General features: G+C 37.1%; 22 protein-coding genes, 1 tRNA gene and 1 pseudogene. 17 read left to right on the forward strand and 7 right to left on the reverse strand.

Going from position 1 to position 20793, the window contains the following annotated elements; all coding sequences use genetic code 11:
• Positions 1-6: 6 nt before the first annotated feature.
• The 3 genes from AOB46_RS21130 (at position 7) to AOB46_RS21140 (ending at position 1554) form a co-directional block, all read left to right on the forward strand.
• The gene (locus AOB46_RS21130) at positions 7-573 is read left to right on the forward strand and encodes an AAA family ATPase (protein ID WP_062703154.1); all 567 of its coding nucleotides are present in this window, start codon (positions 7-9) and stop codon (positions 571-573) included.
• A gap of 187 nt (positions 574-760) precedes the next feature.
• The gene (locus AOB46_RS21135; RefSeq protein ID WP_062703156.1) at positions 761-1108 is read left to right on the forward strand and encodes a DoxX family protein; all 348 of its coding nucleotides are present in this window, start codon (positions 761-763) and stop codon (positions 1106-1108) included.
• A gap of 20 nt (positions 1109-1128) precedes the next feature.
• Positions 1129-1554 (forward strand): hypothetical protein, encoded by a 426-nt coding sequence (locus tag AOB46_RS21140; RefSeq protein WP_062703157.1) that lies wholly within the window; start codon positions 1129-1131, stop codon positions 1552-1554.
• 54 nt (positions 1555-1608) lie between these two features.
• Here AOB46_RS21140 and AOB46_RS21145 read toward each other — a convergent pair.
• The 3 genes and pseudogenes from AOB46_RS21145 to AOB46_RS21155 form a co-directional block, all read right to left on the reverse strand.
• Positions 1609-2658 (reverse strand): annotated as a pseudogene (locus tag AOB46_RS21145) (serine hydrolase domain-containing protein).
• Between the two features lie 78 nt (positions 2659-2736).
• Positions 2737-3444, reverse strand: a complete 708-nt coding sequence (locus AOB46_RS21150) for a hypothetical protein (RefSeq protein ID WP_062703159.1) — start codon at positions 3442-3444, stop codon at positions 2737-2739.
• A gap of 181 nt (positions 3445-3625) precedes the next feature.
• Positions 3626-3991, reverse strand: a complete 366-nt coding sequence (locus AOB46_RS21155) for a VOC family protein (RefSeq protein WP_062703161.1) — start codon at positions 3989-3991, stop codon at positions 3626-3628.
• Between the two features lie 291 nt (positions 3992-4282).
• On the opposite strand from AOB46_RS21155, the gene AOB46_RS23495 reads away from it, so the two are divergent.
• Both AOB46_RS23495 and AOB46_RS24125 read left to right on the forward strand, forming a co-directional pair.
• Complete coding sequence (locus tag AOB46_RS23495; protein ID WP_157845090.1) at positions 4283-4426, forward strand: bacteriocin-like protein; 144 nt, start codon at positions 4283-4285, stop codon at positions 4424-4426.
• A 30-nt stretch (positions 4427-4456) separates the two neighbouring features.
• On the forward strand, positions 4457-4603 hold the full coding sequence (locus AOB46_RS24125; RefSeq protein ID WP_410470278.1) for a bacteriocin-like protein: 147 nt from the start codon (positions 4457-4459) through the stop codon (positions 4601-4603).
• A 267-nt stretch (positions 4604-4870) separates the two neighbouring features.
• Here AOB46_RS24125 and AOB46_RS21160 read toward each other — a convergent pair whose 3' ends face one another.
• Complete coding sequence (locus AOB46_RS21160) at positions 4871-5818, reverse strand: NADP-dependent oxidoreductase (RefSeq protein ID WP_062703163.1); 948 nt, start codon at positions 5816-5818, stop codon at positions 4871-4873.
• Positions 5819-5941: 123 nt separating this feature from the next.
• On the opposite strand from AOB46_RS21160, the gene AOB46_RS21165 reads away from it, so the two are divergent.
• A complete protein-coding gene (locus AOB46_RS21165; protein WP_062703165.1) occupies positions 5942-6280 on the forward strand; it encodes a winged helix-turn-helix transcriptional regulator in 339 nt (112 codons plus the stop codon).
• A gap of 79 nt (positions 6281-6359) precedes the next feature.
• Here AOB46_RS21165 and AOB46_RS21170 read toward each other — a convergent pair whose 3' ends face one another.
• Positions 6360-6737 carry a winged helix-turn-helix transcriptional regulator gene (locus tag AOB46_RS21170; protein ID WP_062703167.1) on the reverse strand — a complete coding sequence of 126 codons (378 nt, stop codon included), beginning with the start codon at positions 6735-6737 and terminating at the stop codon, positions 6360-6362.
• A gap of 91 nt (positions 6738-6828) precedes the next feature.
• Between AOB46_RS21170 and AOB46_RS21175 the strand changes: the two genes are divergently transcribed.
• From AOB46_RS21175 to AOB46_RS21190, 4 genes are all read left to right on the forward strand, one after another.
• Positions 6829-7833 (forward strand): alpha/beta hydrolase, encoded by a 1005-nt coding sequence (locus AOB46_RS21175; RefSeq protein ID WP_241489255.1) that lies wholly within the window; start codon positions 6829-6831, stop codon positions 7831-7833.
• An 18-nt stretch (positions 7834-7851) separates the two neighbouring features.
• Positions 7852-9006, forward strand: a complete 1155-nt coding sequence (locus tag AOB46_RS21180) for an MFS transporter (RefSeq protein WP_062703169.1) — start codon at positions 7852-7854, stop codon at positions 9004-9006.
• A gap of 205 nt (positions 9007-9211) precedes the next feature.
• Positions 9212-9664, forward strand: coding sequence for an Hsp20/alpha crystallin family protein (locus AOB46_RS21185; RefSeq protein WP_062703171.1), 453 nt, complete (start codon positions 9212-9214; stop codon positions 9662-9664).
• A 227-nt stretch (positions 9665-9891) separates the two neighbouring features.
• On the forward strand, positions 9892-11046 hold the full coding sequence (locus AOB46_RS21190; RefSeq protein ID WP_082377330.1) for a serine hydrolase domain-containing protein: 1155 nt from the start codon (positions 9892-9894) through the stop codon (positions 11044-11046).
• A gap of 2 nt (positions 11047-11048) precedes the next feature.
• Here the strand turns inward: AOB46_RS21190 and AOB46_RS21195 are convergent, their stop codons facing one another.
• Positions 11049-11240, reverse strand: a complete 192-nt coding sequence (locus AOB46_RS21195; RefSeq protein WP_062703173.1) for a hypothetical protein — start codon at positions 11238-11240, stop codon at positions 11049-11051.
• Positions 11241-11781: 541 nt separating this feature from the next.
• Between AOB46_RS21195 and AOB46_RS21200 the strand changes: the two genes are divergently transcribed.
• Genes AOB46_RS21200 through AOB46_RS21230 form a run of 7 tightly spaced genes read left to right on the forward strand, consistent with a single transcriptional unit; the run spans position 11782 to position 20270 of the window.
• Positions 11782-13029 (forward strand): efflux RND transporter periplasmic adaptor subunit, encoded by a 1248-nt coding sequence (locus tag AOB46_RS21200; RefSeq protein ID WP_062703175.1) that lies wholly within the window; start codon positions 11782-11784, stop codon positions 13027-13029.
• Positions 13019-14491: a TolC family protein gene (locus AOB46_RS21205; RefSeq protein ID WP_206542269.1), complete on the forward strand. Its 1473-nt coding sequence runs from the start codon at positions 13019-13021 to the stop codon at positions 14489-14491. The genes AOB46_RS21200 and AOB46_RS21205 overlap by 11 nt, the downstream gene beginning before the upstream one ends.
• Positions 14492-14518: 27 nt before the next feature.
• Positions 14519-15184, forward strand: coding sequence for an ABC transporter ATP-binding protein (locus AOB46_RS21210; RefSeq protein WP_062703177.1), 666 nt, complete (start codon positions 14519-14521; stop codon positions 15182-15184).
• Between the two features lie 7 nt (positions 15185-15191).
• Positions 15192-16430, forward strand: coding sequence for an ABC transporter permease (locus tag AOB46_RS21215; RefSeq protein ID WP_062703179.1), 1239 nt, complete (start codon positions 15192-15194; stop codon positions 16428-16430).
• Positions 16431-16447: 17 nt separating this feature from the next.
• A complete protein-coding gene (locus AOB46_RS21220) occupies positions 16448-17632 on the forward strand; it encodes an ABC transporter permease (RefSeq protein WP_062703180.1) in 1185 nt (394 codons plus the stop codon).
• Between the two features lie 21 nt (positions 17633-17653).
• Positions 17654-19030 (forward strand): sigma-54-dependent transcriptional regulator, encoded by a 1377-nt coding sequence (locus AOB46_RS21225; RefSeq protein ID WP_062703181.1) that lies wholly within the window; start codon positions 17654-17656, stop codon positions 19028-19030.
• Positions 19014-20270: a sensor histidine kinase gene (locus AOB46_RS21230; protein ID WP_062703182.1), complete on the forward strand. Its 1257-nt coding sequence runs from the start codon at positions 19014-19016 to the stop codon at positions 20268-20270. Before AOB46_RS21225 ends, AOB46_RS21230 begins: the two co-directional genes overlap by 17 nt.
• 440 nt (positions 20271-20710) lie before the next feature.
• Here AOB46_RS21230 and AOB46_RS21235 read toward each other — a convergent pair.
• Positions 20711-20793 (reverse strand) — tRNA-Ser (locus tag AOB46_RS21235).

A 20793-nucleotide genomic window follows, 5' to 3' on the forward strand; every position in this document is an offset into this window, starting at 1 on the left:
CCGAAAATGAAAAATTCAAACCAATATCTGTATGTGATTACCGGAGGACCCGGTGTAGGGAAAACCTCACTGCTTGAGGCCCTTGATAAGGACGGTTTCAGAACAGTTGCGGAAGAGGCAAGAAGGATTATTAAAGAACAGATGAATTCAGGAGGGGACGCATTACCGTGGAGGAATAAGATAAAATATGCTGAATTAATGCTGAACGCTTCTGCAGAAACCTATCGGAAAATTAAGAATACACATCCGGCGGAGCCCGTTTTCTTTGACCGTGGTATTCTTGATACGGCCTGTTATATGGAAATGGAGAACATCCCATTATCTGATAAAGCCCGGGCCATCATCCGGGAAACCACATATAATCATACTGTTTTTATTCTTCCGCCCTGGAAAGAAATCTATGAAAATGATTCGGAAAGAAAGCAGACATGGGAAGAAGCCCTGTCAACCTTCGGAAAAATGAAAGCAACCTATATGAAATATGGCTACCACGTTGTTGAGGTTCCAAAAGATACGGTGAAAAACAGAGGCCTGTTTGTCCTGGAAAAAATAAATTTTCATAAAGATCAATAAAGCAATCCTGTTGCTTTCACTTTCTTTTCGGATTAAAATAATAGGGACTTCCGGTAAATCACCTGAAGGGTTTCGTGTTCCAATTTGTTATGGAATGTAAAACTTACCAATAAGAGCGGCTGCAATTTTCCGAAAAATTCACCATTCGCCGGTCGTACATTTAATGCATATTTGTATAAAAAAAGCAATGATCTTAAAAATTATCAATGGTATCCTCATTCTGGTCGCTGTTTTTATGGGAATAAAGCAGGGAACGGCGATGGTTATGGGGAAACCAGAAATGACAGCAATGTTCGGGAAATGGGGTTTTGATAAAACGGGACTGATGATGAACGGAGCCGTTACCATTCTGGCCGCTGTGCTGATTTTATTCCCTAAAACTTTTATCTGGGGCAACTTTCTGATGGCTGCCGGAATTCTGCTGATCATCTGTTTCCATGTGGCAGACAAAGATTTTAAAGGGGTGATGATTGAGATCCCGTTTCTTCTGCTCAATCTGCTGATTATTTATCTGCAGCATCCTATCAAAAATTAATAGCTTATGAAAAGTATATCATGTTCATTATTGCCGTGATCTGCGGAATATGTACAGCATGCGGACAAAAAACACCCGGAAAGAAAGAACAGGATCTTTCAGTATCAACTATAAAAAAACAACAAAGTATGGATCTTTTAAAAATTACAGACACAGAGGTAAAGATGGCCGTGGAAGCATTACAGTCAGGTGATAAAAGCTGGTACAGCTTTTTCACAGAAAACCCGGTAATGACCGATGACGGAAATACTGTTAACTTCAGGTCGTTCTTCTCCAATGCCCTTGGAAAAGAAAAATTTCTTACCATAGATAAAGTAGAGAACGGCGGGAAGGATATTTACGGGGATTTCCAGGCAGGGCAGTGGGGGACATTTCCTGTATACTTCAAATTTCATAAAAATGAGGAAGGAAAGTTTGACAGGCTGGATATAGGCCAGAACAGATAACTGCCGTCAAAATTTCACAGGCTCTGTTTAAGCTTAAAAACAGAGCCTTAGATTTTATTTATTTTCCGGAAGATTGTATTTTCCGTTTTTCAGGATGGAGGTAATAGCAGCCGAAATTTCGAATAATTTTCCGTTATAATTGTTTCCTAGCAAAATAATAGTCAGCTTTTCATTCAGGTCAGACACTAAAATTGCTTCATAACTTCCGGATCTTCCGTCATGTAAATGTTCAGTTAATTTTCTGTTTTCAAATTTTGCTTGCCCTAAAGATGATTGGGTTTCCGGTAAATCAAACTGTTGCCCAAGTTCAAACAATGAATCTGAATTAATTATTTTATGGGAGTGAAGACAATCTGTCCATTTCAGCAAATCCTGAGTAGTTAAGTAAGTTCCGCCTGTTATGGGCAAATCTGGTTTGTCTGCCACTGAATTATTATTAAATCCCCGGGCAATATTTTTTTCATTTTCAAAAAGAGTCATCACAGAAGAGTTCATTTTGCAGGGTTTGAAAATAAACTTTTCCACATACATTTTAAAAGACATTCCGGTAAGTCGCTCAACAATAAACTGGCGCAGAAACAGATTATTATTGTTGTAATCGTAGTGGGTGCCAGGCTTGAAATCGAGTGTATCAATATGTTTCAGACCATCAAAAAGATCTTGGTCATTTTTAATTTTTTTCTATTGTACATTGGGAATACCGCTTGTATACTGCAGTAAGTCTTTTATTTTGACATCATGTGCCCATTTTGGCAGCTCCGGAATGTATTGGGAAACCACATCCGTTAATTTCAGTTTTCCCTGTTCCTGTAATTGCAGCAAAGCAACCGCACTAAATTCTTTGGTGATTGAGCCGATATTAAATCTGTGATCAGTCGTTAGTTTTTCCGTTTTGGCAGCATTCGTAAAGCCAAAAGATGTATTATAAATTATTTTATTATTTTTTGAAACCAATACATTTCCGTTAAACATACCCATTTTATTGGACCGCTTCATCAGAGAGTCAATCTGGCTGACTTTTTTTGTCTGTGCAACAGCATTATGCGTGAAAAGAAAAAGAGTAGCGAGAATAGAGAAGAACTGTTGGTAACAGGACATATTCATTTTTTTGTTTTTCAATGGTTTTTAGTAATTGTTAACCTGAGTTAGCAGATGTAGGTTTGATAGGGAATTTCCGGTCACTTATTGCCTGCCTTTTTTTACAGAGTCTATATTTTCAGCAAAGTCCTTATAATCGGAATGCCCGATATAACAGGCAAAATAAGGTTTAGAGCTGTATATCTTTTTCAGGCCTGCTTCATTGTTTTTCCAATCCATTAAATTTTTTAATTCAATAATATCACCATCCTGAAGGATTAATTTTGAATTGAATATTTCCACAATATCTTCCGGCTTTTGTTCTGGGGGCATTTCATAAAACGGTCCTTCGCCCCTCCGGAAATTCTCATAGCTTCCGTCTTTATACCGGGCCAGAAAAAAATGGGTGGGGGTATTGCTCATACTCTGAAGAATCCGTTCAGACATGGCATACTTACATTTTTCAACTTTTATAACATCAGAGTCAAACTTTACCGTATTTTCAGAAGTAAGAGTATGCTCAATAATTCCTTTCTGGACAAATTCTGTGTCATAAGGTCTTTTATCTATAATACCATACCGTTTTTTATGGAATGCATTATAGGTAAGCTCAACTGCTTTTCCCGTATGTCTGAATACAACACAGGGAAGATATGTTCCGTCATTCAATAAAACAGAAGCACAATATTCTGTACCATAAATGATGCTGGAAATAGGTTCAACATGCTTACTCAAAAGGTAAATGAGATCACCCTCATCTATTGTTGATCCGTAACGTTTAAAATTTTTTTCGTTTCTTTCAATGATAATCATTACTGCTCAGGTAGGTTGGTAGATAACTTATACATACAGTATCCCTGCATAGATGGGCTATCCAGGGACCGTAAACTTTTGCAATACTACATAAAAAACAGATACGGTGTAATGTTTATCTGCTTTTAATATTCCCGATACTGTAAAAAGGCGGGAAACTGTTTGTATACTAAACACAGTATTACATTTGTTGCAGGTTGAATACTGTGCCGGAAGGATCTGTAATCCAGTGCATGTTTTCAGGAAGCTCTTCAATTTCATCACAGGTTTCTACCCCATTTGATTGCAGATACCGGGTGGCTTCTTCTACGTTGGGAACAGTAAGCTGTAACCAGGTTTCAGAATGAGTATAGTTGTCTACACAATCCAGCCATATTATATTGTTTCCGAACTTCACCCGGTGCGTTCTTGAAACAGTAGGATTATCAATCGGTTTTTCCTCTACATCCAGCTTCAGAATATTCTTATAAAAAGCAACTGTTTTTTCGTATTTATTTTTGGGAATTTTTATAGCAATATTAATTCCGGCTTCAAATTTTGGATTCATAGTGTGGGTTTTTATGATTTTTGTACAGTAATTATTCAGGAGGCTTAAATACTTTTGGTTAAAATTATCAATTCACTATGAAAATGAAATTGCCAAAGGACAAGATTTTATGCTGATAATAGTAATTTCTTCATAAATTCTTTTAAATAGCCGTTTCCGGATTCATATTGTAACTTGTTTTATTTTACAGATTTTAAAGGAAATAAATTCATTTAGGATAAATATTTCTACAATAATTTACTTTGATTAGAAAAAAATGATTAATTTCGAATGCAAACCAAACCTATTATTATGAAAAATCTAAAAAAAATCCAGAGACAGGAAATGAAATCAATTAAAGGAGGTATTAACTGCCCTGGCGGACAGATATGCCTGATCGGCGGAAAATGGCAATGTATGCCTTACGATGGATGTGGTGGCGGAAATCAGCCATAACATATACGTTTAACCCATACTTACTTTATTATGAAAAATTGCAAGAAAATTTCAAGAGACCAGTTGAAGAATATCAATGGTGGAGCCGCGGGGTGCTCCGAAGCATGCTGCCCGCCACCGGGAATAAAAAAATGTCCATGGGTGCTTTGTTATGCACCGTGTGATATATTAAGCTAAGAAAAAGTATCAATTTAATTATAAAAAAGCCTTAGAGACAGAATTCTAAGGCTTTTATATGTCCTAAAGTCACCTTTGTTTATTAATCAGGACTCTTTTTCATCAGTATAATGATGCGGAACATTCTATAAATAAGTCATTAAGCTAGTTTGCAAAGGATTTTGAAGAGGTTTTAAGGTTCAATGCTGCGTAAGAAATTCCAGTCAGTGACCTTTTCCTCAATGAGAAGGAATTCTTCGGCTACGGCAGGATTTATTGTTCATGATTTTATAATAGGACAACTACTTTTCCGGTTACCCTTCCTGTTTCAACTTCAAGATGGGCTTCATGCATATCTTCAAAAGCGAATTGTTTATGAATACGGGTTTTAACTGCGCCGGCAGAAAGAAGGTCTGCGAGGGCATGTATGGTTTCTTTTTTAGATTCCACCATCATAAATTCAATGTTAACAAGCCTCTCTGCGGCTTTAGATTTTATTTCTTCGGGAATTTCCGGAGCAGGCAGTGTTACAATAATGCCGCCCGGGCACATGATATCCACAGAATTCAGTAATGTTTGCCCCTGAATAGTGTCAATAACAATATCGATATCTTTTACTTTTGATACAAGGTCCTCATGGACATAATCGATGTGCTCATCAGCTCCTAATGACATCACAAATTCCTTGTTTTTTAAAGATGAAGTACCAATAACATAGGCCCCGAAATATTTTGCAAGCTGAACAGCAATATGCCCAACCCCTCCGGATGCCGCATGGATTAATACTCTGTCACCTTTTTTTATTTTAGCAATTTCCACCAGTGCCTGATAAGCGGTAGAGCCTGCCATTGAAATTCCTGCTGCTTCCTGATGAGTAATTCCTTCCGGCTTCAGGGCAAGATGATTTTGCGGTACTGCAACATATTCGGCATATGCTTTTCCGCTGCCAAAAAAATTAACCATCCCAAAGACCGCATCACCACTTTTAAATGAATCTGCTTCACTGCCTGTGCCGGCAACCTCACCGGAAATATCCCAGCCCAGAATAATATTCTTTTCTTTTTTATAGATCCATTCCAGTACTCCTTCATATGCTCTTGCTTTCACATCTACCGGATTAATACTGATTGCTTTTACTTTTACAAGTACCTCATTGGGTTTTATGACAGGTGGAAGTGTTTCCTGTATTTTCAGATTATCAACACTGCCTGATTGGTTTAGAATAAATGCTTTCATTGTTTTATTTTGTTGCAGCAAAAGTAGTAACATCAGTATATTTGTAGCAAGTATGTACTTTTTGGTAATCTACATACTAAAAATATACTAATGTTGATTATCAGTAAAATAAAATTGTAAAAAATGAAAAAATATACAAATGAACCTGCCTGCTCTGTAGATTATGCTTTCAGAAGAATCGGAGGTAAGTATAAAGGACGAATATTGTGGTATCTTCATGCGAAGAATGTGATGCGGTATGGGGAATTGAGGAAAACATTAACAGATATTACTCCTAAAATGCTAACCCAAACTCTGCGGGAATTAGAAACAGATGAGTTAATAGGTCGAAAAGTTTATCATGAAGTTCCGCCAAAAGTGGAGTACAGGCTGACGGAGATAGGCCGGGAATTAATTCCATTTATTGCCCATTTAAAGGAATGGGGAGATAAGCAGATCCAAAAAATTAAGGATAAAAATTAAAAGAGATGTAATAAATATACCAGAGTGTACCCAATAGTCAGAGTAGACTAAAAACGCTGGTACACTCTGGTATATTGTATTAATGATCAGAGAGAAGGTCTTCCTGAATTAAATTTTTATGTTTTTTCCCCCAATCACTTAACTGTTTCCAGATAGGGATCAGTTCACCTGCAATCTCTGTCAGTTCATAATCTACCCTCGGAGGCACTTCTGCATGTACGGTTCTTTTCACCAAACCAGCTTTTTCCAGTTCGCGAAGCTGAAGTGTCAGCATTCTTTCTGTAATTCCTTTAATGCTGTTTCTGATCTCACTAAACCGCAGCTTTCCGTGCTCAAGCTTACACAGGATCAGCAATTTCCATCTTCCTCCGATCTTACAGATGGCATAACTAAGATCACACTCTGTAATATACTGTTCATTGATGCTATTCGTTGAATTCTCTTTTCTTTTTCCCATTACTTACAAATTTGTTCGTACCATACAATTAGCTGTGTACCGTGCAAATGTATCACTTCTATTTAATTTTGTCTGAAAATTTGGAAAGAATATGAAAAAACTCATCGGAATACTTATAATATCAGGGCTGGTTTCCTGTAAAACAATTAATAACAATACTAAAATGAATACAGTTCAATTAAATCCGGAAATAAGCAGAATAACAGAAAGCCTTCAAAAGATTCATGTTTTTGACAGCAAAGATATTTTGGATATGAGCCGGAAAGGATATGAGACTATGTCACTACAGCTGGGTGGCAAAAAAGAAGCAGTTAAAATGATTGAAGAGTTTAACATTCCTCACCATAACCATGAAATTCCTGTGAGAATTTACAGACCTAACGGAATTGAAAGTGAAAAATCGTCAGCCATCATTTATCTTCATGGCGGTTGGTTTGTTTCGGGAAGTTTTGAAACCCACGATGCGGTCGTTCGTCAATTAGCCAATGCTACAGGGGCTGCCATTATCTTTGTTGATTATCGTTTGGCGCCCGAATATCCTTTTCCTGCAGGCTTAAAGGATGCCCAATCGGCCACTGAATGGATTATAAATAATGCGGATCATCTGCATTTAGATAAAAATAAGATCGGAATTATAGGCGACAGTGCCGGAGGTGCTTTAGCCGTAAGTGTTTCAACACAGCTTGGCCACCTACTGAAGTTTCAGGTCCTGATTTATCCTGCGGCAGATAATACATTAAATACAAAATCGTGGAAAGACTATGAAAAGGGGCCTGTTATTAATAAAGAAGAAGGAGTCAGAGCCTGGAGCTGGTACCTGACCAGGCCTGAGGACTCACAAAACCCATTGGCAGTTCCTTTACTGATAAAAGATTTTAAAAATACGCCTTCAACATTCGTTTTATTATCTGAACACGATCCTTTGCGGGATGAAGGGCAACAGCTGGCAGAAAATATGAAAGCATCCGGAGTTCATGTTAAAATTGTGATTTATAAAGAAATGGTTCATGGTTTTATGCATATGGGAGGTGTATTAAAAGAAACCGGTGAGGCTGTTCAGGAAATTGCAGCATTTACAAAAGAAAATTCAAAATAACATCCAGAGAGTTTTTATATGAAGAAATATGCATATATCGGCTGTTTAGGACTTATTGCCGTTATTACTACCGAATTCGGGGTTATTGGGATTTTACCGCAAATTGCTGAACATTATAAAATCAGCATTGATAAGGCAGGTTACTTATTAGGTGCCTTTGCCTTGGTCATTGCCCTTACCGGACCATTCATGACATTACTGGCATCAGGCTTTGACCGTAAAAAAATCATGCTTACCTCTGTTGCCATATTCCTTATTACAGGTTTCGTCTCTTCGTTTTCACCGCCATTCTGGATTTTGATGCTCGTACGGATTCTTCCCGCATTTTTACAGCCAGTTTATATTGCTACAGCGTTGTCTGTTGCAGTTTCTGATGCTGATGATAATAAAAATGAATTAATGAGTATTGTATTCAGCGGGGTGGCTCTTGCAATGGTGACTACGGTTCCTTTTGCAACCTGGATAGCCGGGCTTTGGTCATGGGAATATTCATTCATGATTCAGACCGCTGTAAGCTTCATTGCCTTGGTTGTGATTTATTTAATGCTTCCTTCTATGCCCGTAAAAGAGAAAAAGTCCTACGGATCACAGCTTAAAATCCTAACTCTACCCTCATTTATTTTAAGTACTGCAGCCAATTTTTTCATGGTTACGGCATGGTTTTCTACCTATAGTTATTTTGCAGAGTATTTGAATAAGGCAAAAGAAATGAACGAAACCATGATAGGCTATATGTTGTTTGTTTTCGGAATTATTGGTGTTTTATCAACCTGGATTGCAGGAAAAATGCTCAAACGGAATGTGGCCGGAACAATGGCTTTTTTCCTTTCCGGAACTTTAGTAATTCCCGTCTTGTTATATTTTTCTGATGATAATTTATTACTCAATATAATTGTGATCGGAATTTGGGGCTTTATGTATTCGCCGGGTTTTCTGAATGCATCTACTTATATGATCTCATCAGTTCCGGATTCTTTAGAGTTTGCAAACAGCCTGGCAACCTCTTTCGGAAACCTGGGAGTAACATTAGGAACAACCTTAGGGGGCTGGATGATTGTAAACAAAGGAATTGAATACAATATATGGATTTGTTTCATATTTGGATTACTAGCTTTTCTGATGATGATGCTAAGGCATTTTTATGAAAAAAGGGAGAGGAATTTGGCTTTCTAAAGAATGGTTATTTCTGTTGGTTACAGGGAATTTTATCACTGAGTGTTATATCAGACATTGTAAGCATTAATCCTGAAATTTTGACAGAAATCGTGAAAAAATAGCACCATTTGCCAACTGGTATTTTTTTTGCAGTCTTTCAGATACAGCTGGCCAGCTGAAGTGTTATAAAATAATTGTTAAACTTATTTAAAAGGAGATTGCTATGAATAATCTAATGAGAAGAAACGGAAACAGCAACTTAGGCTTTTCAAACATCTTTGATGATTTTTTTAGTCGTGAACTTTTTAACTGGGGTAATAACAATTACTCATCCACCAGTACAACCGTACCTTCGGTAAATATAAAAGAAAACGGCGATGCATACGAAGTGCAGGTTGCTGCACCCGGAATGAACAAGAATGATTTTGAAATCAAACTGGATGGTAACCTTCTTACTATTTCATCCATGAAGCAGGAAAGTAATGAAACGAAAGATGACAATTTCACCCGAAGAGAGTTTAGTTACCAGTCATTCCAGAGAAGTTTTGAACTTCCAAAAGATGTTGTTGACCAGGATAATATCAATGCAAAATATGAGAACGGACTGCTTATGCTCACCATTCCGAAGAAAGAAGATGCAAAGCAGAAACCACCAAGAATGATTGAAATATCATAAACAGATGTAATAAAACGAGGCTGTCTCAATAGTGAGGCAGCCTCGTTTTTTATGCTGTAACTATTTATATTGATTATGTTCTATTTCTTGGTGCACTTTGATAAAAATCAAAAGTACCACATATTATAAGTAAACTGCTGAGTTCGCAACTTATTTATCAACAAAATAGTTTCGGATTTTTAATAGAAGAATGATTTATATTTGTAATCTTATCCGATCTAAAAACTATGAAAGCCAATATCCTTTTTATTCTCCTGTTAGTTTCACACTTTAGCTTTTCCCAGAAATTAATACAGCGCAAAGCAAGTGGATCTAAAATAACGATTTCCTCTAGAATAAAAGAGGTGGTTGATAGTACAATGAATAAAATGATCAAAAAACCACTTATCCATTCTGCTTCGATAGGGCTCGTCTATAAAGGACGTGAAATGACCGCACATTATGGAGAACTGGAAAAGGGAAAGAACAATACCCCGGATAATGAGACGATTTATGAAATCGGCTCTCTCAGTAAAACTCTTACCGGAATGCTGGTTGCAAAAGCAGTATGCGAAAAAAAGGTGGATCTTGATGATGACGTACAGAACTATTTAATAGATAATTATCCCAATTTACACTTTAAAGGACAGCCTATCAGAATCAAAGATCTTCTTTCGCACACAAGCGGAATCCCTAACATGCTTCCTCTTGAAGCGAATACTATCCTGCAGAATTTCGCAGCGCACGATACACCCGAAAAGATCAATACATTATATCTTAATTACGGAAAAAAAGATTTTCTGAACGACCTGCATCAGGTGAAAATAGATACACTGTCAGGTCATAAGTATGCATATTCCAGTGCGGGAACCCAGCTTTTGGCTTCTGTTGTGGAGAAAGTTTATAGCAGGGATTTTGAAATGCTCCTGACAGATTACCTGGATGAGAATACAGAGATGAAAAATACAAAAATCAATCTGAAGGGACAAGAACTGAAAAGACTTGCTTTGGGCTATCACAGTGATAATCCACTGCCTACATCACCTATGCCCTTGCTACCCTGGGGTGCATCCGGTAATGTAAAGTCTACAGTACCTGATATGCTGGAGTATATGAGATTTCAGCTTAAAAATGATAAAGTTGTCGCTGAATCCCATCGCACGCTGGTAAAATTCAGTCCTGGATTCAGTATCGGGTATTTGTGGAATATTATTACAGATGACAAAAAACTGGGAACATATTATTTTCATCATGGCGGTGTACCACGGTCACAATGTTATATCTATATCATTCCTCAACATCAGCTAGGCGTTTTCATTATCACAAATCAAAGTGGTAATGATACTGCTTTAGTGATGGAGGAGGCACTCAGGGAAATATTTGATAAAGTAATCAAGATTTAATCCTATAATAAAATCGTAAGGATATGCTGGCTTAAAATCAAAATCCCATTTCTATAGATAATCACAATACGTTTATACATTCGGAATTCTTTGATTTTACTGCTGATCGCTGTTTTAATTTTGTCTAGTTTCTCTTCACAATCTTCATTATGAAAGATGAACGATGTGAGGATGGTAGCTTTGCTAAATTTCATAATGCAATCTTTAGCGAGTGAAACAGTGAAAAACCTGCATGAAAATGATGATATGAAAAGTTCAGGGTATAAGTGTTTTTATGTTGATGAACTAAAATAATATTAGAAGAATAAATAAGGCCTACAAAATGGAGGCTTTGCTTAGGTATCGTGTTTAAATATCTGTTGTTTTGGTTTTAAGATAAGGTTAACGTCTTTTTCTGAAAGTCGTTCAATTACATATTATTCAAATTATAGAGGAACTTTCCTTACACGGTTGTCAATATATCCGGTAAATCTTTAAAACCACCATTTGCCTGTTTTCCAGGTATTAGAGTACTTTTTTATAGGCCAATATTCTGGTTTAAATGTTCTGTATCAATTTCCGAATCTTCTGGTGTGTCTCAAAAGTTTCTTCAAATGCCCGATATGAAACAAAATGTTCGATATCGGGCATTTTTTATATTGTTGTATTTTGTAATTTATTGTAAATCAATATTTTAAATATGGCATTGGCCTTGTAAAACACATAGGAAACTTACAAGATTAATAAAATTGCCATATGGATACACTGATTGAAGAAAAGGTTATTAACCGGAAAAAGAAGAAACTGATACTAATTAGCTGCGTAGTGATTGCACTGGTCATTGCGACTGCGTGGTTAATTCGTTATTATTTTAAACCGTCGGTAACGAGAGCCGATTTTACCACCGCAAAGGTATCAACAGGCATCATTGAAAATACGATTAATGCTACAGGCGAAGTATTGCCTGAGTTTGAAGAAATTATTGCCAGCCCGATTAATGCATCTATTAAGGACGTATTAATGGATGCGGGCAGCAAAGTAAACGAAGGCCAATCGATCCTTACTTTGGATAAATCAATCACACAAACAGCCTATGAGAAACTTCGTTTTCAAATGGAATCTAAGGAAAATGAGATCCGTAAGTTAAAACTTGACCTTGAGAAAAGTTTTTTTGATATTAAATCCAACAATTCCATCAAACAGTTGCGCATTAGCAATTTAAAAGATGCCGTTTCTTCTGCAAAGAGATTGCTTAATGCAGGAGGTGGCACTAAAGAAGATGTAGAACGTGCCCAGCTCGATTTAAAAGTTGCAGAGCTTGAGAAATTGCAATTGGAGAATGAAATCAAAAGCAAGCAACAAACGATGAAAATCGAAATTAGAGAAGCGGAAATTTCTCTGGCCATACAAAAAAGTGATTTAGATGCATTAAAACGGAAACTAGATTTAGCCGAAGTGGTAGCCACCCGGCAAGGTGTAATTACCTGGGTAAACAAAAATATTGGCGCAAGCATCAACGAGGGCGAAGCAATAGTCCGAATTGCAGATTTAAGCGGCTTTAAGGTTGCAGGGAGTATGTCTGAGAATATGCTGGAAAAAGTTAACAACCACATGGCTGCTATTATTCGGGTTGGTGATAAGTTGCTTAGAGGAACGATTGTTAACATTTCGCCAGCAGTAAAGAATGGCATTATTTCTTTTGATATCCAATTGAATGATAAAAGCAATGCTGCTTTAAGGCCGAATCAAAAGGTAGATGTGTTTTTAATTACTGACACTCGAAACGGCGTTTTACGCATTGCGAATGGGGCTGCATTCAATGGGTCAAACTTACAGGAGGTATTTGTTATAAAAAATGGAATTGCCGAGCGTAGAACTGTGAAAACAGGTCTGAGTAATTTTGATTATATAGAAATAGTAAGTGGGTTAAAAGAAGGTGATGAAGTAATTACTTCTGATATGACCTCCTATAAAAATGTTAAAACGATCACCATTGGAAATTAAGGATATGATGAAGAGAATTTTATTTTTTGTTGTAGTGATGATAACAGGCATCAACACTCGTGCAGCTTTGGCAGACACCTTAACATTGTCATTAAGTGAGGTTGTTGCAATGGCAAAATCGAACTCCATAGCCGCAAAACAAGCAATTACTGTTAAAGAAACTAAATATTGGGAATGGAGAACTTTCAGAGCTAATTATCAGCCACAATTGTCATTGCAGGGAATTTTGCCAGGTTACACTAAAACGTATACACAAGTACAGCAACCTAATGGATCGATTATATTTCAGCCGGTTCACAATAATAATTCCTCGCTTGTCCTTAATTTTAGCCAAAGTATAGCGGCAACCGGAGGCACCATTTATGGTACCACGCAATTGCAGAGGTTTGATGATTTTGATCGAAATAATGTGCTATACAACGGAATACCTTTTGGAATTGGCTATACGCAGCCTTTATTACAGTTTAATAGTTTAAAATGGGACAAGAAAATAGAGCCATTAAAATTTAATGAGAGTAAGCAGGCCTATATAGAAACACAGGAAAAAATTGCCATTACAGTTACTGAGTATTTTTTTGACCTTTTACTGGCTCAGGTAAATTTGTCCATTGCCGAAACAAATTTTGGTAATACCCAGCGTATATTAACCATTGCGGATACAAAATTTGAGTTAGGTAAAATTTCAAAAAACGAAATTCTTCAACTACAGTTAGAAGTGTTAAATGCAAAAAAAGCAGTAGGTACAGCAAATCGGGATGTAGAAATTGCGACTTTAAATCTTCGGAGCTATGTTGGAATTGGTGGAGATGATAAAATTATGCTCAATATGCCTGATGTAGTTCAGCAAATGACAGTTACTGCCGACAAGGTATTAGCAGAAGCATTTGAAAATAGATCTGATGCCATAGCATTTGTGCGCCGATTGGCAGAAGCACGAAGAGATGTCGCTAAAGCCAAAGGAGAAAATGGCTTTACTGCCACTTTGAGAGCCAATTTAGGATATTCAAATGCGGGCACCAGAATTTTTGATGTTTATCGTTCTCCAAAAAACCAACAGGCGATAGAACTGCAATTATCAATTCCCATAATGGATTGGGGAAGGTCTAAATCGAGAACAAAAACAGCATTGGCAAACGAACAGTTTACAATGTATACCGTTGAACAGGATAAACAAACATTTAAGCAACAAATCGTAACACAGGTAACCTTGTTTAATATGATGAATGAGCAGATTTTGCTTACCGATGCCGCAGAAAAAATTGCTGCCGAAAAGTATAAAATTGCCAGTGAGCGTTATGTGCTAGGTAACCTAAGTATCACTGATTTAAGCATCGCCTTTCAGGAAAATGACCGGGCAAAACGGGATTATGTCTCATCGCTTAGAGATTTTTGGGCAGCTTATTATCAATTGCGCTACTTATCTTTATATGATTTTGAAGAAAACAAAAAAATAACCTATTAATAAACTCTTATTTTAAAATATACCAATATGATACGTTTACAAAACATTGAAAAAGTGTACCGCACGGACACCGTTGAAACCCTCGCAATAAATAGTATTAACCTGAATATTGCGAAAGGTGAATTCCTTTCCATTATGGGGCCTTCAGGCTGTGGAAAGAGTACCTTACTTAATATAATGGGTTTATTAGACGAGCCTTCTAAAGGCAGTATTAGAATCAACAATCAGGATGTTAGCCAATTTTCAGATCAACAATTAGCGAAGTTTAGAAATGAAAAACTAGGCTTCATTTTTCAGAGTTACCATCTTATAAACGATTTGCGGGTGTTGGATAATGTAGAGTTACCACTGTTATACCGCAATTCGACTGCCAAAGAACGGAAGCAATTAGCTGTGGCGGCTTTGGAAAAAGTTGGATTAAGCAACCGTTTAAAACACTTTCCAAGCCAGTTGTCCGGTGGACAACGACAACGTGTTGCCATCGCAAGAGCTATTGTAGGGAACCCACAAATTATATTGGCCGATGAGCCTACTGGTAATTTGGACAGTGCCATGGGTAATGAAATTATGGAAATCCTGATCAATTTAAATAAAAATGAAGGGACCACCATTGTAATGGTAACTCACGACGAAAACATGGCGAATAAAACACATCGGTTGGTTCGCCTATTTGATGGTTCACAAGTTCAATAAGCATCTTATGTTAAAAAACTATTTTAAAATCGCTATTGCGGTATTGAAACGAAGAAAGTTCTTCACGTTTATCAGTTTATTCGGAATCAGTTTTACATTGACGATACTAATGGTAGGTGTTGCCTTTCTTGATAAAGTGATTAGCCCGGATTATCCAGACTATAAAAGAGAGCGGTCATTGTATGTGACCACTATGGAAACGTCGAACTCCAAAGAAGGGTGGTTAAATAGGTCTGATGTTTCTTTTTATTTTTTAGATCACTATGTGTCCCGACTTAAAAATATAGAAATGATGGCCATTTCCTCTAATGCCCGATCATCCAATGCTTATGTAAATAACAAGAAAATTGTGATAGACTATAAGCACACCAATGCTGATTATTGGAGGGTATTGGAATACCATTTCTTAGAAGGAAAACCTTACACACAAAGTCAAATTGACAATGCAGAGTATGTTGCAGTAATATCTGTTAAAACAAAACAAGCATATTTCGGGGATGAGCCAAAAGTTGTTGGTAAATACATTTCTGCTGATAATATAAACTACCGTGTAATAGGTGTGGTTGATAATGTTTCAAAAACACTTCACGGACTTGCCGGTGATATGTACCTGCCCTATACCGTGGCAAAAGACAATTACAACAAACCTGAATTAATGGGTAGCTTTAATGCCGTACTGCTGGCGAAAACTAAAGCAGATGTTTCTAAACTAAAAAAAGAATTTGATCAGATGATGAAAAAAATTCCAATCTCTACAAAAGAGTTTGACGCAGTATATAGCCACGCTGATCCGTATTTCACGAGTATCACCAGAAGGATCGCAGGTGACGGAAAAGACACAGGAACTTCGGCTGTAATCGGGATCGTTAGCCTTTTTGTACTCCTGTTTTTATTGTTGCCAACCATCAATTTAGTCAATATCAATATTACTCGTATTTTAGAACGTTCCTCCGAAATCGGAGTTCGAAAGGCTTTCGGTGCTTCTTCTAAAACACTGGTGTATCAGTTCATTGTAGAAAATATGATATTAACCTTTTTGGGAGGGCTAATTGGACTATTTCTTTCGGTATTTGTCATTTATTTTATCAATGATTTACAGCTGATCGAAAATGTCTATTTGAAAATAAATATTTCTGTGCTGTTGTATAGCTTCATCGCTTGTTTGTTTTTCGGATTGCTGTCCGGTGTATATCCGGCCTGGCGCATGTCTAGATTAAATGTAGTTAAAGCTTTAAAAGCACAATAACCTAAAAAGAAATGATCATGTTAAAACATTTATTTAAATTAATATGGAATAAACGAAAGCAAAACTTCCTGGTTTTGTCCGAGATCCTTGTTTCATTTTTAGTCATCTTTGCCTTATTTTCTTTCCTCACCTTTTACTATCAGAATTACACGAAACCTTTAGGTTTTGAGTATGAGCGTGTTTGGGTTGTTAACTATGATAATGGAGGGGTAACCAAGAATACCGACTCGCTGCAAATATTTTATCACAATTTGAAAAATTCACTTAAAGCTATGCCGCAAATTGAAGAGGTGACTTTTTCCAGTGCTAACTTTCCCTATTCAAACAGCAATATCAGTACCACTCTACGTAAAGACGGAAAGAGATTTGACTGGGTTAATTTGTATACCGATGCCGAAGACTATATGAAAGTTTGGAATATACAACTCATTGCAGGAAGATGGTTTAACGAAGATGATAAAGTGACAAAAAATAAAAGTATCATCATCAATGAAACTTTACAGACAGCCATATTTGGTAAGGGGAGCGCCGTTGGTCAGTTACTTGGCGATTTTGAAGATAAGAACAGAATGAAAGTAATTGGTGTAGTACAAGATATTAAAGCCAGTGGCGACTATTGGCCGGCGGGCAATGCAATGTTCATAAGATCAGATACTTCAGATTTACAAAATACTAACAATATTCTGATCAAAGTAAGAGAAGATGCAAATGCTGCTTTCGAGAGCGAGTTATACAAGTTTATGACAGGTACTTTTAAGAACTCTACCATTGGAATTGAGCACCTTACCGAAATGCGTGATGCAAAAAATGAAATAACGGTTATCCCGATGATTATTTTTATCATCATAGCTGCCTTTTTAATCATTAATGTGGCTTTGGGCCTATTTGGTGTGTTGTGGTACAACATTAACAAAAGGAAGGGAGAAATTGGGTTGCGGCGTGCCATTGGCGCAAGTGGGAATAGTGTTTCCTATCAATTGGTACAGGAGGCTTTAATTTTGGCAACTTTATCGCTGGCAGTAGGCTGTTTCTTTGCCGTTCAGTTTCCACTGCTCAACGTCTTCAATGTGCCTTCAAGTGTTTACCTCATTGCCATACTGCTGGCCGTGGTCTTCATTTACCTGCTGGTTTTTGCTTGCGCATTATACCCGGGTAAACAGGCAGCGGCGATTCAGCCCGCTATTGTATTGCACGAAGAATAATATTTTATCTTAACTTTGTATATGATTCTAATTGTTGATGACGATATCGCCGTAAGAACCTCACTAACGCTTTTGTTAAAAGGGGCCGGGTATGATGTGACTACAGCGAGTACTGCTATTCAGGCTTTTGAGCAAGTTCAAAATCAAAAGCCTGAGCTTGTTATTCTGGACTTGAATTTTTCTATACAAACTTCCGGAGAGGAAGGCATGAGCCTGCTCAAACAGCTTAGGGGGTATGATAGTATTTTACCGATTATTTTAATTACGGGTTGGGCCAGCATAGATTTAGCAGTAAAAGGTATGAAGTTAGGGGCGAACGATTTTATACACAAACCTTGGAATAATGACTATGTGCTGCAATCTATCTCCACTTTGCTACAACTAAACGGCAGTAAAAAAAACACTACAAAAACCAGAAAAGAGCTTGATAAAAAATATAAATTTCAACAAATTATTGGGGAAGATACAAGCTTATTAAACATCTTAGAAGTTATTGGAAGAGTGGCGACTACGAATGCGTCTGTACTTATTACTGGCGAAAGTGGTACCGGAAAGGAGTTAATTGCGGAGGCAATTCATGAAAACAGTACCAGAAGCGGAAAGCCGTTTGTGAAAGTAAACTTAGGCGGTATTTCTACCTCCTTATTTGAAAGCGAGATGTTTGGGCATGTTCGTGGTGCTTTTACAGATGCACGTTTCGATAGGGTAGGGCGTTTTGAGATGGCACATAAAGGAACTATATTTTTAGACGAAATTGGAGACCTTGAAGCCAGTAGCCAGGTTAAATTACTTAGAGTTTTGCAAGATAGAACTTATGAGGTGCTAGGAAGCAGCAGAACAAAGATGGTTGATGCAAGAGTGGTATGTGCTACCAATAAAAACTTAAATGAGATGGTTCAAATGGGTACTTTCAGAGAAGATCTATTGTATAGAATAAATCTTGTTACTGTTCACCTGCCAGCCTTAAATGAAAGGAAGAACGATATTCCGTTGCTTGTGAATTTCTTCATAAACAATCTTAAAGAAATTTATAACAGGCCAAAATTAACTGTAGAACCTTCAGCAATGCGTTGGTTGCAACAATTGCCGTTACCTGGTAATATCAGGCAACTTAAAAATTTAGTAGAACGCACTGTACTTATAAGCAACAAAGATAAGCTGAGTGTTGACGATTTTCAAGGACAAATACATCTTTCGCCTTTAAAAAACAATAATATTAAATTACCTGGAGTTGGCACTATTACACTCGACCAGATGGAAGCTGAAATGGTAAAACAAGCAATGAATTTTCATAAGAACAGGATTACCAAAGCTGCGGCGTCATTAGGCATTACAAGAAATGCACTATACCGTAGGCTCGAAAAGTATCAAATTCCTTTCAATGAAACTGAGGACTAAATATATCATCTTTATGGTAGCGCTTCACTTGGTTTGCCTGGTGATGAGCTATTTTATTTTTGAATCTCATAAACTGCTGTTCATTTTAGCTGAAGCTGTTATCCTTGTTTCTATCGTTATTTCTTTGAACTTGTATAAACAGCTTATCAACCCTCTCATTTATTTAAAACAGGGAGTTAATGCCATAAAGGATCAAGACTTTAACGTTAAGTTTTTGGCAACGGGGCAAAAAGAAATTGATGAGCTGGTAGATGTGTATAACCGGATGATAGATGAGCTAAGGACTGAGCGTACGAAACAACAGGAACAGCATTTTTTCCTCGAGAAGCTGATACAAACTTCACCAACAGGGATTGTTATTTTGGACTATGATGGTGAAGTGAAACAAATTAATCCGAAAGCAGAAGAGATTATCAGTGTTTCCTCAGACCTTTTAGAGCAGTTAAAATCGTTGCAGATAGGAGCTGCAAAGATTATTAGGATAGGTGGACTGCGTTCTTATAAGGTGCAGAAATCCAAGTTTATTGACCGTGGCTTTGAACGGGTTTTCATGATGATAGCGGAAGTAACTGCTGAAATTTTTGAAGCTGAGAAGAATGTCTATAGCAAAGTAATCCGGATGATGGCCCACGAGGTAAACAATACAGTAGGCCCCGTAAATTCTATCATGAATTCAGTATTGGCACATCAGCAAAACAATCCCGTAAAAAGTGATCAATTGTTGAATAATGCTTTGCAGGTAGCGATCGACAGAAATCAAAACCTAAATATTTTTATGCGCAATTTCGCGGATTTGGTAAAGCTTCCGGAAGCTAATAAAAAACAAGTTGATTTGATAAGTCTTGTAAAATCCTTGTATGAACTCATGCTTTTTTCTGCCAAAGAAAAGCAAGTTAAGATTGAATTGGTTTTGCCAGATGAACCCTATTACATTCAAGCCGATGCACAACTATTGGAACAAGCGCTAATCAACATTGTGAAAAATGCCATGGAAGCTATCGAACTTCAGGGATTGATTACCATAACTCTAAATCCAATTGAGCATCAGCTGATAATTACCGACAATGGGGGAGGAATAGCAAAAGGTCATGCAGAGCAATTGTTCAGCCCGTTTTTTAGCACTAAAAAAGATGGACAAGGTATTGGACTAACCTTGGTGAGAGAGATCTTATTGAATCATGGATTTGAATTTTCACTAAATACTGAAAGTGGGCTAACGAAATTCAGCATAGTGCTTTGACTTAAATGTCAGTATAGCTAATATTTACATCTTCCAGCTCATCAGGTTTAAGCTCAGTCAGTTCCAGTGTATTGGCTTTATAAACGGATTTTAAATCACCGATAAATACCTTTTTAGCCTTTACGTAATATATTTCTGGCTAATACGGATTTGATGTATCACACAGGTCAGAATCTCTGTGGTTGACTTTTCTATACGCCCCATAATGATGAAGGACAGGAAAGAAATTCAGCCCATAAGATTTTGAGTGTAATTATACAGGTTGATAATTAGTGTGTTAGTTTTTTTGTGGCACTTTTTCTAAAATTTTTAAGGTGCCACAAACTTTATAAGTCTTTTAAAAAAATATAACAGTTGCCGTAAACAAAAAAAAATCCTGCAATTCATTGATTTTGCAGGATTTAACCATTTTTTTTGAAAACTTTTGTTTTCGCATCTTGCGGAGAGTGAGGGATTCGAACCCCCGGACCTGTTACAGTCAACAGTTTTCAAGACTGCCGCAATCGACCACTCTGCCAACTCT

The organism is Chryseobacterium indologenes (genome assembly GCF_001295265.1).
Lineage (GTDB): Bacteria > Bacteroidota > Bacteroidia > Flavobacteriales > Weeksellaceae > Chryseobacterium > Chryseobacterium indologenes_A.

What these genes read in the sequence shown, in the direction of transcription:
- AOB46_RS21210 (WP_062703177.1), top strand. Translation starts at nt 14,519, where the DNA reads ATGATACGTTTACAAAACATTGAAAAAGTGTACCGCACGGACACCGTT.
- AOB46_RS21130 (WP_062703154.1), top strand. Translation starts at nt 7, where the DNA reads ATGAAAAATTCAAACCAATATCTGTATGTGATTACCGGAGGACCCGGT.
- AOB46_RS21225 (WP_062703181.1), top strand. Translation starts at nt 17,654, where the DNA reads ATGATTCTAATTGTTGATGACGATATCGCCGTAAGAACCTCACTAACG.
- AOB46_RS21135 (WP_062703156.1), top strand. Translation starts at nt 761, where the DNA reads ATGATCTTAAAAATTATCAATGGTATCCTCATTCTGGTCGCTGTTTTT.
- AOB46_RS21140 (WP_062703157.1), top strand. Translation starts at nt 1,129, where the DNA reads ATGTTCATTATTGCCGTGATCTGCGGAATATGTACAGCATGCGGACAA.
- AOB46_RS21195 (WP_062703173.1), bottom strand. Translation starts at nt 11,240, where the DNA reads ATGAAATTTAGCAAAGCTACCATCCTCACATCGTTCATCTTTCATAAT.
- AOB46_RS23495 (WP_157845090.1), top strand. Translation starts at nt 4,283, where the DNA reads ATGAAAAATCTAAAAAAAATCCAGAGACAGGAAATGAAATCAATTAAA.
- AOB46_RS21220 (WP_062703180.1), top strand. Translation starts at nt 16,448, where the DNA reads ATGTTAAAACATTTATTTAAATTAATATGGAATAAACGAAAGCAAAAC.
- AOB46_RS21175 (WP_241489255.1), top strand. Translation starts at nt 6,829, where the DNA reads ATGAAAAAACTCATCGGAATACTTATAATATCAGGGCTGGTTTCCTGT.
- AOB46_RS21180 (WP_062703169.1), top strand. Translation starts at nt 7,852, where the DNA reads ATGAAGAAATATGCATATATCGGCTGTTTAGGACTTATTGCCGTTATT.
- AOB46_RS21150 (WP_062703159.1), bottom strand. Translation starts at nt 3,444, where the DNA reads ATGATTATCATTGAAAGAAACGAAAAAAATTTTAAACGTTACGGATCA.
- AOB46_RS21215 (WP_062703179.1), top strand. Translation starts at nt 15,192, where the DNA reads ATGTTAAAAAACTATTTTAAAATCGCTATTGCGGTATTGAAACGAAGA.
- AOB46_RS21155 (WP_062703161.1), bottom strand. Translation starts at nt 3,991, where the DNA reads ATGAATCCAAAATTTGAAGCCGGAATTAATATTGCTATAAAAATTCCC.
- AOB46_RS21190 (WP_082377330.1), top strand. Translation starts at nt 9,892, where the DNA reads ATGAAAGCCAATATCCTTTTTATTCTCCTGTTAGTTTCACACTTTAGC.
- AOB46_RS21170 (WP_062703167.1), bottom strand. Translation starts at nt 6,737, where the DNA reads ATGGGAAAAAGAAAAGAGAATTCAACGAATAGCATCAATGAACAGTAT.
- AOB46_RS24125 (WP_410470278.1), top strand. Translation starts at nt 4,457, where the DNA reads ATGAAAAATTGCAAGAAAATTTCAAGAGACCAGTTGAAGAATATCAAT.
- AOB46_RS21160 (WP_062703163.1), bottom strand. Translation starts at nt 5,818, where the DNA reads ATGAAAGCATTTATTCTAAACCAATCAGGCAGTGTTGATAATCTGAAA.
- AOB46_RS21185 (WP_062703171.1), top strand. Translation starts at nt 9,212, where the DNA reads ATGAATAATCTAATGAGAAGAAACGGAAACAGCAACTTAGGCTTTTCA.
- AOB46_RS21200 (WP_062703175.1), top strand. Translation starts at nt 11,782, where the DNA reads ATGGATACACTGATTGAAGAAAAGGTTATTAACCGGAAAAAGAAGAAA.
- AOB46_RS21165 (WP_062703165.1), top strand. Translation starts at nt 5,942, where the DNA reads ATGAAAAAATATACAAATGAACCTGCCTGCTCTGTAGATTATGCTTTC.
- AOB46_RS21230 (WP_062703182.1), top strand. Translation starts at nt 19,014, where the DNA reads ATGAAACTGAGGACTAAATATATCATCTTTATGGTAGCGCTTCACTTG.